At 70.8% G+C, this 17,271-nt stretch carries 16 protein-coding genes; 7 read left to right on the top strand and 9 right to left on the bottom strand.

The annotated features are described in order from the left end of the window. The first annotated feature begins 108 nt into the window (after window positions 1-108). Together ABTZ54_RS04865 and ABTZ54_RS04860 are read left to right on the top strand one after the other, a co-directional pair. Window positions 109-783 carry a type 1 glutamine amidotransferase domain-containing protein gene (locus ABTZ54_RS04865; protein ID WP_351657294.1) on the top strand — a complete coding sequence of 225 codons (675 nt, stop codon included), beginning with the start codon at window positions 109-111 and terminating at the stop codon, window positions 781-783. Window positions 784-1,001: 218 nt separating this feature from the next. Then, complete coding sequence (locus ABTZ54_RS04860; protein ID WP_351657292.1) at window positions 1,002-1,904, top strand: LysR family transcriptional regulator; 903 nt, start codon at window positions 1,002-1,004, stop codon at window positions 1,902-1,904. Window positions 1,905-1,908: 4 nt separating this feature from the next. On the opposite strand, the gene ABTZ54_RS04855 is transcribed toward ABTZ54_RS04860, so the two are convergent. Both ABTZ54_RS04855 and ABTZ54_RS04850 read right to left on the bottom strand, forming a co-directional pair. Beyond that, window positions 1,909-2,766, bottom strand: coding sequence for an LPXTG cell wall anchor domain-containing protein (locus ABTZ54_RS04855; RefSeq protein ID WP_351657288.1), 858 nt, complete (start codon window positions 2,764-2,766; stop codon window positions 1,909-1,911). Window positions 2,767-2,840: 74 nt separating this feature from the next. Beyond that, a complete protein-coding gene (locus tag ABTZ54_RS04850) occupies window positions 2,841-4,139 on the bottom strand; it encodes an LPXTG cell wall anchor domain-containing protein (RefSeq protein ID WP_351657285.1) in 1,299 nt (432 codons plus the stop codon). Between the two features lie 292 nt (window positions 4,140-4,431). Between ABTZ54_RS04850 and fahA the strand changes: the two genes are divergently transcribed. After that, on the top strand, window positions 4,432-5,661 hold the full coding sequence (fahA, locus tag ABTZ54_RS04845) for a fumarylacetoacetase (protein WP_351657282.1): 1,230 nt from the start codon (window positions 4,432-4,434) through the stop codon (window positions 5,659-5,661). A 14-nt stretch (window positions 5,662-5,675) separates the two neighbouring features. Here fahA and ABTZ54_RS04840 read toward each other — a convergent pair whose 3' ends face one another. The 4 genes from ABTZ54_RS04840 to ABTZ54_RS04825 form a co-directional block, all read right to left on the bottom strand. Further along, window positions 5,676-6,527, bottom strand: coding sequence for a dioxygenase family protein (locus ABTZ54_RS04840; protein WP_351657279.1), 852 nt, complete (start codon window positions 6,525-6,527; stop codon window positions 5,676-5,678). 46 nt (window positions 6,528-6,573) lie between these two features. Further along, entirely contained in the window at window positions 6,574-7,515 is a 942-nt protein-coding gene (locus tag ABTZ54_RS04835; protein ID WP_351657276.1) for a helix-turn-helix transcriptional regulator, read from the bottom strand. A 40-nt stretch (window positions 7,516-7,555) separates the two neighbouring features. Then, window positions 7,556-7,915: a hypothetical protein gene (locus ABTZ54_RS04830; protein WP_351657273.1), complete on the bottom strand. Its 360-nt coding sequence runs from the start codon at window positions 7,913-7,915 to the stop codon at window positions 7,556-7,558. Window positions 7,916-8,032: 117 nt separating this feature from the next. Further along, entirely contained in the window at window positions 8,033-8,986 is a 954-nt protein-coding gene (locus ABTZ54_RS04825; protein ID WP_351657270.1) for an AurF N-oxygenase family protein, read from the bottom strand. A gap of 238 nt (window positions 8,987-9,224) precedes the next feature. Between ABTZ54_RS04825 and ABTZ54_RS04820 the strand changes: the two genes are divergently transcribed. The 4 genes from ABTZ54_RS04820 (at window position 9,225) to ABTZ54_RS04805 (ending at window position 12,934) form a co-directional block, all read left to right on the top strand. Beyond that, window positions 9,225-10,109 (top strand): 3-oxoacyl-ACP synthase III family protein, encoded by an 885-nt coding sequence (locus ABTZ54_RS04820; RefSeq protein WP_351657266.1) that lies wholly within the window; start codon window positions 9,225-9,227, stop codon window positions 10,107-10,109. Window positions 10,110-10,170: 61 nt separating this feature from the next. Further along, the gene (locus ABTZ54_RS04815; protein ID WP_351657263.1) at window positions 10,171-10,413 is read left to right on the top strand and encodes an acyl carrier protein; all 243 of its coding nucleotides are present in this window, start codon (window positions 10,171-10,173) and stop codon (window positions 10,411-10,413) included. After that, window positions 10,410-11,633 carry a beta-ketoacyl-[acyl-carrier-protein] synthase family protein gene (locus ABTZ54_RS04810; protein WP_351657261.1) on the top strand — a complete coding sequence of 408 codons (1,224 nt, stop codon included), beginning with the start codon at window positions 10,410-10,412 and terminating at the stop codon, window positions 11,631-11,633. The genes ABTZ54_RS04815 and ABTZ54_RS04810 overlap by 4 nt, the downstream gene beginning before the upstream one ends. A 65-nt stretch (window positions 11,634-11,698) precedes the next feature. After that, entirely contained in the window at window positions 11,699-12,934 is a 1,236-nt protein-coding gene (locus tag ABTZ54_RS04805; protein WP_351657257.1) for a wax ester/triacylglycerol synthase domain-containing protein, read from the top strand. Window positions 12,935-12,961: 27 nt separating this feature from the next. Here ABTZ54_RS04805 and ABTZ54_RS04800 read toward each other — a convergent pair whose 3' ends face one another. The 3 genes from ABTZ54_RS04800 to ABTZ54_RS04790 form a co-directional block, all read right to left on the bottom strand. Further along, window positions 12,962-13,924, bottom strand: a complete 963-nt coding sequence (locus ABTZ54_RS04800; protein ID WP_351657253.1) for an esterase/lipase family protein — start codon at window positions 13,922-13,924, stop codon at window positions 12,962-12,964. A 129-nt stretch (window positions 13,925-14,053) separates the two neighbouring features. After that, window positions 14,054-15,703 carry an NADH-quinone oxidoreductase subunit NuoN gene (nuoN, locus tag ABTZ54_RS04795; RefSeq protein ID WP_351657250.1) on the bottom strand — a complete coding sequence of 550 codons (1,650 nt, stop codon included), beginning with the start codon at window positions 15,701-15,703 and terminating at the stop codon, window positions 14,054-14,056. Then, entirely contained in the window at window positions 15,700-17,271 is a 1,572-nt protein-coding gene (locus tag ABTZ54_RS04790; RefSeq protein ID WP_351657248.1) for an NADH-quinone oxidoreductase subunit M, read from the bottom strand. The genes nuoN and ABTZ54_RS04790 overlap by 4 nt, the downstream gene beginning before the upstream one ends.

The following is a 17,271-nucleotide window of genomic DNA, read 5'->3' as shown; positions in this document are numbered from 1 at the left end:
TGCGCTTGATTATTTGAATGGCGCCGCTATCCGTCCGTAGATTCCTCGATATCAGCAGCGGTCCGGGGCACCCCCGGCCGGCGTTTCCTCGCATTCTGGAGAGCCACCATGGCCAAGAAGGTCCTCTTCGCCCTGACCAGCCACGACCGACTCGGTGACACCGGCCGCAACACCGGCTTCTACGTCCCCGAGGTCGCCCACCCCGCCGAGGTCTTCCGCAAGGCGGGCTACGACATCGCGTACGTCTCCGTCCAGGGCGGCGCCGCCCCGCAGGACGGCGTGAACCGTGACGACGCCGTCGTCGCCGCCTTCCTCGACGACCAGGTCAACGCCGAGGCCCTGGCCGCCACGCCCACCCCGGCCGAGCTCTCCGCCGAGGACTTCGACGTCGTCTACTTCGCCGGCGGCCACGGCACCATGTGGGACTTCCCGGAGTCCGTGGAGCTCGCCGAGCTCGCCGCCGGTGTCTACGAGCGCGGCGGCGTCGTCGCGGCCGTCTGCCACGGCCCGGCCGGCCTGGTGAACCTGAAGCTGTCCGACGGCTCGTACCTCGTCGACGGCAAGCAGGTCTCCTCGTTCACCGACGAGGAGGAGGAGGCCGTGGGCCTCACCGGCGTGGTGCCGTTCCTGCTCCAGAGCAAGCTGGAGGAGCGCGGCGCCAAGTTCACCAAGGCGCCGAACTTCGCCGAGCACGCGGTCGCCGACTCCCGCCTGGTGACCGGCCAGAACCCGGCCTCCGCCGCCAAGGTCGCCGAGCTCGCCGTCGCCGCGCTCGACGCCTGAGCGCGCGCCGTCCGACGCGACCCGCTCTCCGTGCCGTTCCACCCCCGCCGCGGCACGCGGGACCGGGTCCGTCGGGCTGTCCGGCGTCTCACCGCTGGAACCATCAGGCCGCGCGACACGACACTCCTGACATAATCGGGCCTTCGCGGCTGCACGGGGGCCCGGAAAACGATGATCTGTGACCAGATCTGTCAGTTCGGGAAGCATCGGGGGATGCCTTGTCCGTACAACTCAACTGGCTGCGCACCTTCGTGACGGTCTACCGACTGGGTTCGTTCACGAAGGCGGCACACCGGCTCGGCATCTCACAGCCCGCGGTCACCCACCAGATCCGCAATCTGGAGAAGGAGATGGGCCGCCCGCTCTTCGAGCGGCTGCCGCACGGCACCCAGCCCACGCCCGCCGCCGACGGTCTGCTCCGCGAGGTGCAGGGCCCGGTCGACGCCCTCGGCCAGGCGGTCCAGCGCTCCATGGGCAACGAGGTGGCCCACCGCCCGCTGTACATCGGCGGCCCGGTCGAGCTCAGCACCACCCGCCTCATCCCGTCGGTCAGCGACCTCGTCGCGGAGGGCATGCAGTTCCGGTTCCGCTTCGGCCTCGCCGAGGAGCTCCTCACCGACCTGGGCGCCGGGGAACTGGACCTCGTCCTCTCCACCATCCGCCCGCGCTCGCGCGGCATCAGCGCGACGCCGCTGGTGGACGAGGAGTTCGTCCTGCTCGCCTCCGCCGAACTGGCCGCGCGCATCCCCCGCGACCGGCTCGCCGCCGAGGGCCCGGCGGCCCTCGCCGACATCCCGCTCATCAGCTACGCCGAGTCGCTGCCGATCATCCGCCGCTACTGGCGCACGGTCTTCGACACCGTCCCCGTGGTCACGCCCGCCGTCGTCGTCCCCGACCTGCGCGGCGCGCTGGCGGCGGTGCGCTCATCGGCGGGCATCTCCATCCTCCCCACGTACCTCTGCGCGGAGGAGATGGCCTCCGGCGACGTCGTCCCGCTCCTCCAGCCGGAGGTCCCCCCGATCAACACCTTCTACCTGGCCGTCCGCCAGGGCGAACTCTCCCACCCACAACTGGCCCTCCTCCACGGTCACTTGCTGATGAAGGGCCAGCTGTGGACGTGACGCCCTAGGCGTCGACACCGGCCTTACGCCGACGCACGAGCACCATCGCGCCCGCGCCGAGGACGACGGCCGCGCCGCCGGTGAGGGCGATGGGCATCGTGGCGTCGCTGGAGCCGGTCGCGGCGAGGGTGCCGGTGGTGGGGGCGGAGCCGGTGGTGGGGGCGGTGGTGGCCGTGGCGGTGGCGGTGGGGGTGGCCGTGCCGCCGGACGTACCTGCGCTGGTCGCGTCGGGCGCGGGCGTCTTCGACGAGCCGCTCTCCTCCGGCGCCTCCGGCTCGGCGGGCTTCTCGCTCGCCTCCTTCTGAGCGTCGGCGAGTGCCTTCTTGGCGGCGTCGAGGGCCTCGCGGGCGTCGTCCACGACCGCACGGGACGCGGACGCCTCCTTCGCGAGGGCCACCTGCGCGTCCACCATCTCGTTGTTCGCCTTCTTGGCCTTCTCGTCGGCGGCGGTCTTCGCGGCGGCGGCCTCGTCGACGGCCTTCCGCGCCTCGTCCACCAGCTCCTGCGCCGCGTCCTGGTCGGCCAGCACCTTCTCCAGCCTGGCGTCCGCCTCGGACTTGGCGGTGGCCGCGACGGCGGCGGCCTTGTCGGCCTCGTCGGCGGCCACGGAGAGGGGGTGGGTACCGCCGTTGCCCAGCGTCATGATGGTAGTGACGATCCGCTTCTGGTTCTCGTCGTTGCTCAGGACGGCCGCGTCGTACACCGCCTGCGCCTTGGTGACCGCGGCCCGCAGCTCCTCGATCGTCGGCTTCGCCTCCTGCCGTACGTCCGCGAAGGCGGCGGGCGCGGCGGAGAGGACCGCGACGGGCGCGGTCAGGCCCGCGACGACGACGGCGGCGGTGAGAATGCGACGGAACTTCATAAAACGCCTTTCAAAAAGAAAAAAGGGGCCCCGGCCCCACGAAACGGAGTTCGCGGGACCGGGGCATACGACGCTTACGCGTCGGCGCCGGCCTTACGGCGACGCACAAGCACCATCGCGCCCGCACCGAGCACGACCGCCGCGCCGCCCGTGAGGGCGATCGGCAGGGTCGAGTTGCTCGAACCGGTCTTGGCGAGGGTGCCGCCGGTCGAGCCGGAGCCGTTGGTCACCGGCGTCTTCGACGAGCCGCCCTGCTCGGTGGTGTTGCCGTTGCCACCGGTGGAGCCGCCCTTGTCGGAGTCCTTGCCGGGGGCGGGCTTGGCGGCCTTGACGACCGCGAACTCGGCGATGGCCGCCTGGTCGCTGATGCCGCAGGCACCGCCCTCGTTCTCGTAGCCGACGGGGCCCGCGATCGCCGCGTCGCCGGCCTTGGCCTTGGCGTCGACGGTCACCTTCAGCTTGAAGTCGTAGGAGCCACCCGGCTTGACCGCGGAGTGGCTGTAGAAGCCCGACTCCACAGGGTCGTTGAGCAGCTGCCACTTCGGACTCTCGGCGGAGGACCACTCCGTGCGGAAGTCGTCATTCACGGGGTACTCCATGGAGAACGCCGAGACGAAGCCGCCCACCTGGTCGAAGGTGAGGCCGCCGGGCTTGTTCTTGTTGGTCACCCGCAGAGTGAAGACGGCACTGGTGCCGGCCTTGATCTTCGTCGGGCCCGTGAGGGTAGTGGCGAGGTTCTTGGCGACCGCGCAGTCGTCCTCGCCCGGCTCCTCCGCCTCGGCCGCCTCCAGCTCCTCCTTGGCCGCGTTCAGCGCCTTCAGCGCGGCGGCCTTGGCCTTCTGGGCCTTGTTGATCTCGCGGGCGAGCTCGACGGCGGCGTCGTCGTAGGCCTCGTCCGCGGCGGTGTAGGCCTCGGCCTTGGCCGTGGCCGTGGCCTTCGCCTCGTCGGCCAGCTTCTGGGCGTCGTCCACGGCCTTCTGGGCCGCGTCCTTGTCCGCCTGGGGCGCCTCGGCGGGCAGCGCGGCGAGCGCGTCCTTCGCCTTCGTCAGCGCCTCGTCGGCGGCGGTCTTGGCCGCGGCGGCCTCGGTGGAGGCCTTCTTCGCGTCGGCGGCGGCGATGGCCAGCGGGTTGCTCGGCTTGACGAACTCGTCCATGGCGCGCTGGGCGTCCGAGTCGGCGACGACGGCCGCCTCGTACACGGCCTGCGCCTTGGTGACCGCGAGGCGGAGCTCGGCGAGCGTGGGCTGCTTGTCCCGCTGCTCGGCGCCCGTGGCGGGCTTGGTGTCCGCGAAGGCGGGGGCGGCGGAGAGGAATACGACCGGGGTGGTCACGGCGGCGGCCACGGCGGTCGCGAGAATGCGACGGATCTTCAAGATGGACCTTATTCCTACTGGTCGGACGTCAGTGAAACGAGTGGTGGGGGCCACGCCCGCGGGGAACTCACGCGGGGCGACATCCTGGTGATCGTATGGCTGGAAACAGCCCCGGGAACAGGGGGTCTGAACGCGTTCATCTCCGCACAGGGAAACCACAGCACCGGCAAACCACCCGAACCAGGACAGTTGCCCACGGAGGCCTCACTTTCCGTGTGACACATGTCATCCGCGCCTCGGCGCCCGCCCCGTAACGTGTCCCCCACACACCTGGAAAGCGAGGCAAGCACCGATGCCCGAGCAGAGCCCGCTCGATCTGGCCGAGGGCGACCCCTTCGGCCCGCACAACCTTCCGTACGGCGTCTTCACCACCGCCGACGAGCCCGACCGGCGCCGCCTCGGAGTCAGGATCGGCGGGCACGTGCTCGACGCGGGGGCCGCTGCGCACGCGCTCGGCTCGCCGTACGCCGCGCTGCTCGCGCAGCCGAGCCTGAACCCGCTGCTCGCCGCCGGCCGCACCGCCTGGCGCGACGTGCGCCGCGCGCTCACCGGCTGGCTGACCGTGCCCGCGCACCGCCCGGTCGTCGAGCCGCTGCTTCACCCGCTGGACGCGGTCACCCTGCACCTGCCGTACGAGGTCGCCGACTACGTCGACTTCTACGCGAGCGAGCATCACGCCACCAACGTCGGCCACATCTTCCGCCCCGACGGCGAGCCGCTCACCCCGAACTGGAAGCACCTCCCGATCGGCTACCACGGGCGCTCCGGCACCGTCGTGGTCTCCGGTACGGACGTGATCCGTCCGGCCGGGCAGCGCAAGACGCCCGCCGACCCGGCGCCGGTCTTCGGGCCCTCCGTGAAGCTGGACATCGAGGCGGAGGTCGGCTTCCTCGTCGGCACCCCGTCCGCGATGGGCCGCCCGGTCGCCCTCGGCGACTTCCGCGAGCACGTCTTCGGCCTGACCCTGCTCAACGACTGGTCGGCCCGGGACATCCAGGCCTGGGAGTACGTGCCGCTGGGCCCCTTCCTCGGCAAGTCCTTCCAGACCTCCGTCTCCGCCTGGGTGACCCCCCTGGAGGCCCTGGACGCCGCCCGGGTCGCGCCGCCCGCCCGCGACTTCGGCCTGCTGCCGTACCTGGACGACGCCGCCGAGGAGGAGCCCGGCGGCTTCGACCTGCGGATCACCGTGACGATCAACGGCGAGGTCGTCGCGGAGCCGCCGTTCTCCACCATGTACTGGACCGCCGCCCAGCAGCTGGCCCACATGACGGTGAACGGCGCCTCCCTGCGCACCGGCGACCTCTACGGCTCCGGTACGGTCTCCGGCCCCGAGGTCGGCCAGCGCGGCTCGCTGCTCGAACTCACCTGGAACGGCCGCGACGCCCTCGAACTGGCCGACGGCAAGCGGACGTTCCTTGAGGACGGCGACGAGGTCACGCTGACCGCCTGGGCGCCCGGCCAGGACGGCACCCGCATCGCGCTCGGCGAGGTCACGGGCCGGATCGCCCCGAACGCGGGCTGAACCGGGTCAGTCGCTCACACCGCCCGCCACAGCGCCGGCACCACCGGCGGCTCCCAGCCGGGCTGGGCCGTGTGCGCCTGGAGGCACACATAGCCCCGCCCGGCGTAGGTGACCGCGTCCCCCACCCGGTACGCGGTCCCCACCGCCCAGGTGCCCCCGGGCGTCGAGGTCGCGGTGGGGGTCGGCGTCGGGGTGGGTGTCGGCCCCGGGGTCTGCGGCACGTCGAGGACGAAGTCGAACGCCGCCTCCTTGGCCCCGCCCGCGTCCCGCACCGTCATCAGCAGCCGCGCGTCGAAGATCGAGTCGGTGTTGTTGCGCGGCTCCCCCGGGAAGTACAGCTGCGTGGTCAGGATCGGCCGCCCCGGGGCCTGCACCTTGACGTGCAGGTGCCGGGTGCGGCCCGGGTAGAGCCCCGGCACGATCGTGGTCAGCTTGAAGGAGCCGTCCGTGCCCGTGAACTGGTGGCCCCGGAAGCGGAAGCCCGTGTTGTCGTACGCGCCATTGGTGTCGGCCTGCCAGAAGTCGAGCAGCGCCCCCGCGATGGGCAGGCAGGCGCGCCCGAAGACGTAACCGCTCACGGTGAGCCGCACCCCGGTGGTCCCGGACTCCAACAGGCTCGACCGCAAAGGCGAGTTGGGCTTGAAGTACGGGCCCTCGATCTGCTCCACGGTGGGGTGGTCGCCGTCGTCGCACTCCGGCGTGAGCGCGGGCTCCACGGGCCCGTCGGTGAGGGTGCGGGCGAGCGCGGGGACGCCCATGAGCACCGTGGGGACGGCCATTCCGGCCGCTATCGCCGCGCGCAGCACGGCCTTGCGGGTGACGTGCCCGGTACTGGTCTGGCTGGTCGGGCTGGTCTCGCTGTCCATGCCTGCTCCTCGTGTGGGGGGCCGAGCCGAACGATCGACCAGAAACCTAGGGCGCCCCGGGGCCCGCTTCGATGGACGGAACCCGGCGGTCGTGGTGCTTTCGGAAGTCCCCCGGGCTCATCCCGGTCTCCCGGCGGAAGAAGCGGCAGAAGTACGCCGGGTCGCCGAAGCCCGTCCTGGCGGCGACCTGCCGGACGGACAAGTCGGTACGGGCGAGCAGGCGTTGGGCCTCCTGGGTGCGGGCCTCCCGCAGCAGGCCGGCCGGGGTGCGGCCGAGCGCGGCCCGGACGGCCTCGGTGAGATAGCCGGGGGTGACCCCGATCAGCTCCGCGCACTCCCGTACGGACCGGGCGCCGTCCGCTCCGGTACGGGCGGCGAGCCGGGCGAACTCCTCGGCGACGGCCGCGTGCCGCCCGCCCGGCGGCCGCCCGCGCCGCCCCGCCGTACGGTCGCCGAGGCGTGCCGTGCGGACGAGCAGGACGTGCAGCAGCGACCGGAGCACGGTGGCGAAGCCCGCGTCCCCCTGCCCGTACTCCTCGGCGAGTTCGGCCATCAGGCGCGCGGTGCGGGCGTGTTCGGCCGGGTCGAGGCGGAGCCAGGGGTGGTCGCCGAGGCGGCGGAGGAGCTCCCGGTCGCCGGGGTGGTCGAGCAGGAACTCGGGGGTGAACAGGACGACGGTGCCGTCGAGGTCGCGGGCGTTCTCCCAGTGGTGCACCTGGCCCGGCAGGATCAGGCCCAGATGCGGCGGGCGCAGCTCCCAGCGGGCGAGGTCGACGACATGGGTGCCGGTGCCCCGGGTGACGTGGACGAACTCGTAGAAGGTGTGCCGGTGCGGGAAGGCGGCCCGGGACATCGGGCCGATGGAGTCGAAGCTGCCGACGGCGAACGGGACGTCGTCGGGGAGGCGGACCTCCAGGCGGTGCACGGGCAGGGCTCCGCGCCGGGACCCGGCGCAGGGGGTGTCGGGCGACGCGGCGGTCCCGCGCATCGTGCGGCCTCCCTCAACTGGTCGAGACCAATCCGGGCCCTCACGATGACACAGCGCCCCCCGCCGGGTCACCCGCGCCGAGGATGTCCGACCCCGCCTTCGACGGCCCCTTCGTGAACCCGGTCCCCGGCAGAAGGACCTTGACGCGAGGCGGGAGGCCGAGAGCGGACCGGAGGTCGGTGAGGCTGAAACCCATCCACATGACGTGGGGTCCGGCGTGCCGGTGGGAGCTCTGGAGCGCGATGAGGACCGTCTCGACGGCGTCGATCGCGTCCTCGACCGCTGCCGCGCTCCAGCTCTCGGGGACAGCGGTGAGGTCGTAGAGCTCGGCGGCCCGGGCGGCCAGTTCGGCGGCCGTCTCGGCCACACCCGGCGCCGCGGCCTGGGGCAGAAGGGTCATGTCCTCTCAACGCGCGGGTGGCGTCCCGGGCAACGGCACCCTGGCTCGTGCCGCCACCGACGGAGCCGCCGCGCACGCGGAACCGCACGCGGAACCGCACGCCGACAAGCCGGTCGTTCACAGGAAGCGCGCGCGTCGCCAGCCCCACCTCCCCCACGGCCCGATGACGCCGATCTCGTGAAAGAAGTCGGTGAGTCGCTGTGCGGACCACACGAGTGTGGTCCGGCGATGGACACTCGCCCGTGCCTGCCGGGCGGCCTCGCGGGGGTCCAGGCCCACTTCGGCGTAGACCTCGCGTGGCACGAGGCGGCGAGCCACGAGCATGGCGCCGCCCGCGCAGACGATCTGGGTGGCGTACCGCTTCAAGGGGGAACAGGTGGCCATCTGCCGCCGCAGTTCCGCGCGCGCGTAGCTCACGTGCCTGGCTTCCTCGATCACGTGCACGCGGCTCACGGCTCGCACCACCGGCTGCACCGAGTCCTCCGTCATCGTCTCGCGCTGGAACCGGTCGAGGACCTCCTCGATGATGAGCGCGGCGGTGAACACCCGGATGGGACCGATCGACACGCCCCACAGGGCTGTCCGGTAACGGTCCAGCCACCCCCGGGGGTAGACCGAGGTGCCCAGCTTGCCGATGAGACGGGCGAACATCCGTGAGTGCCGGCATTCGTCCTCCATCTCCGTCAGCGCGTATCGCACGTGCAGAGAGGCGGGGTCGTCGCTGTGGGCGACATGCTGCGCCAGGAGCTGGATCAGCATGCTCTCGCCACGCAGCAGGGTCCAGGCGTGACAGCCCGCCTCATGGCGTGAGAGTTCCACGCGCTGTTCGGGGGTCATGTCTTCCCACAGCGGCGTCCCGTAGAGGGAGACCAGCGGGGCGGGGAGGAACCACCCGTCCTGTTCCCACGGTGCGTCCCAGTCCACTTCCCGGTCGGGATCGAGCGTGTGCCGCCTCGATGCCTCCAACAGCCGGCTCGCGGCGCGCTCGCGGGTCTCGCCGCCGGCCGCGGTCGCCGGCGGGGCATGCGGTTCGGAGGGGGCGAGAGCGGGCTGTTCAGGTCGTGCCGTCATAGGCACCTCCGTGGGTTTCGGCCTTTCGGCGAGGGACATCCACAACACGCGACATCACTCTAAAGAAATAGCGCGAGGAAGTCGCTAATGTGGCTTCATTCGAAGTCGTTTCGCGGGGAGATCAGCGTTGGCAAGATTTAGTCGCATCAGCCAGGTCGCCGTTCATATTCCAAGTGCACGGCAATCGGGTGCTCACATTGAAGACCTTCTGCGGGCAAGCAATTCAAATCTGACCATCATGCCGGGCCTGCTGGAGCGGATGTATGGATTTGAACAGCGCCCCATGGCCTCCGCCGACACGCTCCCCTCGGACCTGGCCGCGGCGGCCGGGCTCCGCGCGCTGGATCAAGGGGAGATCTCCGCCGACGAGGTCGACCTCCTTGTTTTCGCCGCCGTCAGCGAGGACATGGAGGAGCCCGCCACCTCGCACATCGTGGCCGAGAAGCTCGGCGTCACCGCCCCGGTATTTGATGTGAAGAATGCATGTAACGGCATGCTTAATTCCATTCATATTGCGGACGCATTGGTGCGCGACGGGCAGTACGATCGCGTCTTGCTGGTCAGCGGAGAGCTCGGCACCAGGACCTCCGTGGAGGGCATTTCAGATCGTCGCGAATTAAACCTTCGCCTGCCCGCCTTCACCACGTGCGATATCGGTGCGGCAGTCCTTCTGGAGGCAAGTCCTCGGCCGGGCGTCATGGGTTCGAAATTCACGGCCAATTCCTCTGGCTGGCGCGCCGCGACACTCCCCAACCCCTACTTCGCCCCTGCTGAACCCGCGCGGCCGCAGATCGACTCCGCCGCACTGGTCGACTCGTTCGCCGGTATGACCTCCCAAGCCGAACGGGCGCTGCACGACCTGGGATACAAGATCGACGACCTGGACCTGGCCTGTGTCCACCAGGCGTCCGCCGCTTTCACGAACACCTTCTGCCGGGCTCTGGGCATCCCAGAGGACAAGATCGTCCGAACCTTCTCCCGCTACGGCAACGCCACTACCGCCAGCCTGCCCCTCCAACTCGCCGAGGCCTCGGAGCAGGGGCGGCTTCGCCCCGGTGGCCTTGTCGCGCTGTTCGGCCTCGCCAGCGGAGCGAGCGGGGGGCTGGTCCTGCTCCGCTGGTGAGCCGGTCGCCCCCGCCGCTCCTCAACGCCCACGAAGCGTCCACCCCGGAAAGGAAACAACTGTGTCCGACGTGTACGGCATCATCCGTGAGAGCCTGATGGCTTTCAACATTCCCGCTGACATGATCACGCCCGAGGCCACGCTCACGGATCTGGAGATGGACTCGCTCGCCCTGGCCGAGTTCGCGCTCATCCTGGAAGACCGCCTGGGTGTCAAGATCGGCGATGCGGACATCACGAAGGACGCCTCCATCGCCGACCTCGTTTCCGCTCTCACGAACACGTACGTCCAGGTCGGGCCGTGAAGCGCCCCTCCATCGCCATCACCGGCCTGGGGCTGATCACTCCGGCCGGCCACGGAGTCGACGAGACATGGCAACGCGTGTGCGCGGGCACTCCCACGGCCGCGTCCGACCCCGGACTGACGGGACTGCCCGTCGACTTCTCCTGCCGGGTGCAGGACTTCCCGGAACTCGAACGGGCCGTCGGGCGCGCGTCATGGCGCATGGGAAGGTTCGTCAAACTGGCCCTGCTGGCCGCACGTGAGGCCGTGCGGGACGCGGGCCTCGACCCCTCGACCTGGGACGGCGCGAGAACCGCCGTGGTCATCGGCTCCGGAATGGGCGGAATCGAACGCTGGGAGGAACAGTGCGCCCGCTTCGAGAGCCACGGACCGGACAAGGTCTCCCCGATCGGCATGCCCCAAGTCATCCCCAACATGGCGGCGGGAGAGGTCTCCATCGCGCTGCGAGCCCACGGCGCCAGCCTGGCGACCGCCACCGCCTGCGCCTCAGGGGCCAGCGCCATCGCGGTGGCCCGCGACATGCTCACCGCCGGCGCCTGTGACGTGGCTGTCGCCGGCGGCAGCGAAGCCGCCATCAGCCGGTTGGGGACCACCAGCTTCTACCGCATGGGCGCCCTCTCGACCCGCAGGGACGACCCGGCCGGTGCCTCACGCCCGTTCGCGGCCGACCGCGACGGCTTCGTCATGGCCGAAGGGGCCGGTGTGCTCGTTCTGGAGCGCGCCGACGACGCCAGGGCTCGTGGACGCGGCCCCCGGGCCCTGCTCGCGGGCTGCGGGAACACCAGTGACGCCTACCATCCCACCGCACCGCCCCCCGACGCCCACGGTGCCGAGGCCGCGCTGCGTGCCGCGCTGCGCGATGCGGGCCTTTCCCTGGGCGACATCGACCATGTCAACGCCCACGGCACGTCCACCCCGCTCAACGACGTCACCGAAGCGGGCCTGATCGCGCGGCTCCTTCCGCATCGGCCGTCCGTCACCGCGCCCAAGGGCGTCCTCGGTCACACCCTGGGGGCCGCCGGTGCGATCGAGGCGGCGTTGACCGTGCTGTCCATCGAGCACCGGCGTGTGCCGCCGATCGCCAACCTGGACGCCCCCGCACCCGAGTTCGACATCGACTGCGTCACCAAAGAGGCCCGGCACCAGATCGTGAAGGCCGCGGTCAGCCACTCCTTCGGCTTCGGCGGTCACAATGTCGTGCTGGCACTGACCGCCCCCTGACCGCCTCCTGACCGCAGGACGCGCGAAGCCACCGAAGAACGGTTTCCTGAAGGAGAGTTGTGCGCATGCGGGCAGGGCACCGCATCACCAGCGTCGACCGGGCCTACCTGGCCGACACCGGCCGTACGGAGCGGATCACCGGCCTCTACCTCGACTTCCCGGGAGAGCCGCCGGATCTCGCCCTGCTGCGCGCCCGCGTGCGCAGCAGGGCCGCCCATCTTCCGGCCCTCCACCTGAGAGCCCCACGTCGGGGCAACCAGTGGCAGTCGCTCCGCTGCGACACCGACGCTCACGTGTTCGCCGCCCCGGCCACCGACGACATCGACCGGGCCACCGAACACCTGATGCAGTACCCGTGTCTCCCGCCGGAAGCGCCGATGTGGGACCTGTGGCTCCTGCCCGCGGCGCACCGCCGGTTCTTCCGGCTGTGCTTCAGGGCCCACCATGGACTGCTGGACGGCGTGGGAATCGCGCACAACGCCCTGGCGCTCGTGGCCGACCAGCCCGTCCGCGGACCCAACCCCCATCGCCCCGGCAGCCCGGGCCTGGCCGGGCTGCTCCATCTCGTCGCCAAGAAGTCCCGGCTGCCGATGGGGAATTGGCGGGACCTGAGCGCGCCGAGCCACCGGACGGGCAAACGCTGGTGCCATGCCGACGTTCCCGAAGCCGACCTGCGTGCTCTCGCCGACCGCTGGGGTTCCACGGTCAACGACGTCTTCCTCGCCGCCGTCGCGGGTACCTTCCGGGCCTGGGCACAGGCCCAGGCGAAGGCGACGCTCCGCGCCCCGACTCCGCCGGGCGACCTCCTCACCACCATGCCGATGTCGGTACGTCGCGAGGGCGAGGAGAACCTGCCCGGCAATAGGACCGTCTTCTCCCACCTGAGGCTCCCCACCTCCACCGACGACCCTGCCCAGGCCATGCGCGCCGTCCTGCGCCAAACCCGGTGGATGAGCCACAGCAACTACCGCGACAACGCCCAGGTCCTCTACTCGACCCCGCCGACGTCGCGCCTGGTCGGACGCCGTCTGCGGCAGACCTGGGAGGACACTCCGCTGATCGTCAGCCACGTCCGGCTGCCGTCGCCCTTCCACTGCTTCGGCTCCCCGGTCACCGCCGCCGCACGGCTGCCCGTGCTGGGCCCAGGGGTCCACTGCTACGTCGGGCTGACCCGCGTCGCCTCCACCGCCCGCCTCGCCATCGTCCACAACGGCGGGCTCCCCGGCGCCCAGGATCTCCCCGCCCTCTGGACACGGTGCCTCGCGGATCTGCGGGCAGCGGAGCCCGACGCGGTGACCTAGCCGGCGCGGACGGCACCGGGACGGCCCTCAGCCGAGGCAGGTCGGACGCACGGCCCTGCCGGGATCGAGCGCGTTGCGCACCATGCGGTGAGCGGTCACGTCGTACGAGATTCCCAGGTGTCCGGTGATGTCCAGCGGGCAGAAGTCCTGCACCGTCGCGTTGACGACGCTCGTTCCGGGCGATGCCGACAGAAAGCCGGACCGGTACGGAGTGACCACTTCGTCCATCCTGGTGACGATCACCGTGTAGGCCACCCCGGGAACCGTCTCGAAGTCGGCGTTCAGTTCACTGAGAAAAGGCGATCCGGCCATCTGGTCGGCGCAGGCGGGGCACGAAACGTCGACCACCTGCCGACCGCCCGGCAGCCGGCCGATGAGATCCAGGATCCCGAGGCCGGTGGTGCCGTGATTGGAGGGGGCAAGGGCGATGAGCTTGTCGACCTTCGAAGCTCCCGCGAGGTGCTTGATGTAGTAGCGGGGCATCATTCCGCCCTGGCTGTGACCGACGATGTCCACTTTCCTCGCGCCGGTCACGCGCAGCACCTGATCGACGAAACCGGCGAGCGACTCGGCCGACCGGGCCACGGGACCCAACGCTTGGAAGGCACTCCCCGGCACGCCGCCGATGTTGGCGGCGAAGACGCAGTACCCGTCCTTCTTCAGGACCGGTGACAGCCCGGCCCAGTTGTCGTAGGCGTTCTCCGCCGTGCCGTGGACGAGCACCACCGGACGGGGGTGGGCGGCCGAGGGCTTGCACCTGGAGTCGTTGGCTCCCGGCGGGGAAGCCGTGGGGTGGGCCAAGGAAGCCGCGAAGGCCGTACCGAACTTCATCGGGGCGACGAGCGGGACGACATCGGCGGACACCTGAGAGGCGGGGAGGAGAAGCGTCGCCATGGCCGCCACGGCCGTGATGCCCTGCCGAAGGACTGCTCTGGGCATGGACCATCCCTGTTCGTCCTGAGCGACCCGGTCGCCGCTCGGAAGGATCATGCCGCACGCCCTCGGCCATTCCCCGAATTGAAAGCGCGCCCTGATCGGCTATCACCTCAATGGTGATACGACGGAGGGGTCCGGCCGCCCGTGACAGGCGACCGGACCCCTCCGAGGCCGGGCGTACGGCTAGCGCACGAACACGCTCGCCTGGTTCGCCAGGTCCAGGAAGTACTGCGGCGCGAAGCCCAGCACCAGCGTGACCACGACACCGGCGGTGATCGCCACCGAGGTGAGGCCCGAGGGCACGGCGACCGTGGGGCCGTCCGCCTTCGGCTCGCTGAAGAACATCAGCACGATCACCCGGATGTAGAAGAACGCGGCGATGGCGGACGAGATCACACCGACCACGACCAGCGCGCCCGCGCCGCCGTCCGCCGCCGCCTTGAAGACCGCGAACTTCCCGGAGAAGCCGGAGGTCAGCGGGATGCCGGCGAAGGCGAGCAGGAAGACCGCGAAGACCGCCGCGACCAGCGGCGAACGGCGGCCAAGACCGGCCCACTTGGACAGGTGGGTGGCCTCGCCGCCCGCGTCCCGCACCAGCGTGACCACGGCGAAGGCGCCGATCGTCACGAAGGAGTAGGCGCCCAGGTAGAACAGGACCGACGAGACGCCGCTCGGCGTGGCCGCGATGACACCGGCCAGGATGAACCCGGCGTGGGCGATCGAGGAGTAGGCGAGCAGCCGCTTGATGTCGGTCTGGGTGATGGCGACGATCGCGCCGCCCAGCATGGTGACGATGGCGACGCCCCACATGACCGGCCGCCAGTCCCAGGTGAGCCCGGGCAGCACCACGTACAGCAGGCGCAGCATCGCGCCGAACGCGGCGACCTTGGTGGCGGCGGCCATGAAGCCGGTGACCGGGGTCGGGGCGCCCTGGTAGACGTCCGGGGTCCACATGTGGAACGGGACGGCGCCGACCTTGAACAGCAGCCCCATGAGCACCAGGGCGAAGCCGATGAGCAGCAGCACGTCGTTGCCCATGGTGTCGGCGAGAGCCGGGTCGACGCCCGCGACGTCGCCGGAGACGACGTCGGCGATGGCGGCGTACGAGACGGAGCCCGCGTAGCCGTAGAGCAGGGCGATCCCGAAGAGCAGGAACGCCGAGGAGAAGGCGCCGAGCAGGAAGTACTTGACCGCCGCCTCCTGCGAGAGGAGGCGCTTGCGGCGGGCGACCGCGCACAGCAGGTACAGCGGGAGGGAGAAGACCTCAAGGGCGATGAACAGGGTCAGCAGGTCGTTGGCGGCGGGGAAGACCAGCATGCCGGCGACCGCGAACAGGGCGAGCGGGAAGACCTCGGTGGTGGTGAAGCCGGCCTTGACGGCCGCCCGCTCCTGCTCGCTGCCGGGGACCGCGGCGGCCTCGGCGGCGAAGGAGTCGACCCGGTGGCCGTGGTCGGCCGGGTCGAGCCTGCGCTCGGCGAAGGTGAGGATCGCGACGACCGAGGCGAGCAGGATGGTGCCCTGGAGGAACAGCGCGGGCCCGTCGACGGCGATGGCGCCCATGGCCGCGATGTGCGCCTTGGTGGAGCCGTAGCCGCCGGCGGCGAGGCCGACGATCGCCGCGAACGCGGCGACGAGGGCCAGGACGCTGAGGAAGACCTGCGTGTAGTGGCGCCCCCTGCGCGGCACGAAGGCCTCGACGAGGACACTGAGGACCGCCGCGCCGATCACGATGAGCACGGGCGAGAGCTGGGTGTACTCGATGTGGGGGGCGGGGATCTTGGCGATCGGCTCGGCGGCCGTCGTCCACAGGGTGTGGACAGCCGGGGTGCTCACTTGGCCGCCTCCACTTCGGGGCTCGGGTCCTTCTGCTGGACATCGGACATGGTGTGCTGGACCGCCGGGTTGACGACGTCCGTCAGCGGCTTCGGGAAGACCCCGAGGAAGATCAGCACCGCGATCAGCGGGACGACCACGGCGAGCTCACGCGCCCGCAGGTCCGGCAGCTCGCGCACCTCCTCCTTCACCGGGCCCGTCATCGTCCGCTGGTAGAGGACGAGGACGTAGAGCGCGGCGAGGACGATGCCGGTGGTGGCGATGATCCCGGCCACCGGATAGCGCGAGTACGTCCCGACCAGGACCAGGAACTCGCTGACGAACGGCGCGAGTCCGGGCAGCGACAGGGTCGCGAGGCCCCCGATCAGGAAGGTCCCGGCGAGCACCGGGGCCACCTTCTGCACCCCGCCGTAGTCGGCGATGAGCCGCGAGCCGCGCCGGGAGATCAGGAAGCCGGCGACGAGCATCAGGGCGGCCGTCGAGATGCCGTGGTTGACCATGTAGAGCGTGGCGCCCGACTGGCCCTGGCTGGTCATCGCGAAGATGCCCATGATGATGAAGCCGAAGTGCGAGATCGACGCGTAGGCGACCAGGCGCTTGATGTCCCGCTGGCCGACGGCGAGCAGCGCGCCGTACACGATGCTGATCAGGGCGAGGGCGACGATCACCGGGGTGGCCCACTTCGAGGCCTCGGGGAAGAGCCCGAGGCAGAAGCGGAGCATCGCGAAGGTGCCGACCTTGTCGACGACGGCGGTGATGAGGACGGCGACCGGGGCGGTGGCCTCCCCCATCGCGTTCGGCAGCCAGGTGTGCAGCGGCCACAGCGGGGCCTTCACCGCGAAGGCGAAGAAGAAGCCGAGGAACAGCCACCGCTCGGTGCTGGTCGCCATCTCCAGCGAGCCGTTGGCCCGCGCCTCGGCGATCTCCGTGAGGGAGAAGTTGCCCGCGACCACGTACAGGCCGATGACCGCGGCCAGCATGATCAGGCCGCCGACCAGGTTGTAGAGCAGGAACTTGACCGCCGCGTACGAGCGCTGGGCCGCCGCGTTCTCGTCGGAGCCCGCGTGGGCGCGGTCGCCGAAGCCGCCGATGAGGAAGTACATCGGGATGAGCATGGCTTCGAACAGGATGTAGAAGAGGAAGACGTCGGTGGCCTCGAAGGAGAGGATCACCATCGCCTCGACCATGAGGATCAGCGCGAAGAAGCCCTGGGTGGGCCGCCACCGCTTGGAGGAGGTCTCCAGAGGGTCGGCGTCGTGCCAGCCGGCGAGGACGATGAAGGGGATGAGCAGCGCGGTGAGCGCGATGAGCGCCACCCCGATGCCGTCCACGCCGAGCTCGTAGCGGACGCCGAAGTCCTTGATCCAGGCGTGCGATTCGACGAGCTGGTAGCGGTCGCCGCCGGGCTCGAACCGTACGAAGACGACGGCGGCGAGCACCAGGGTGACCAGCGAGACGAGCAGCGCGAGCCACTTGGCCGCGGTGCGGCGGGCCGCGGGCACGGCGGCGGTGAGGATCGCACCGACCGCGGGCACCGCCGCCGTCGCCGTAAGGAGCGGGAAAGACAT

This window comes from Streptomyces sp. NPDC094032, from assembly GCF_040303965.1.
Taxonomy (GTDB): Bacteria; Actinomycetota; Actinomycetes; order Streptomycetales; family Streptomycetaceae; genus Streptomyces.
Note: the sequence above shows the minus strand (reverse complement) of the source record. Positions and strands in the feature narration are given on the sequence as shown.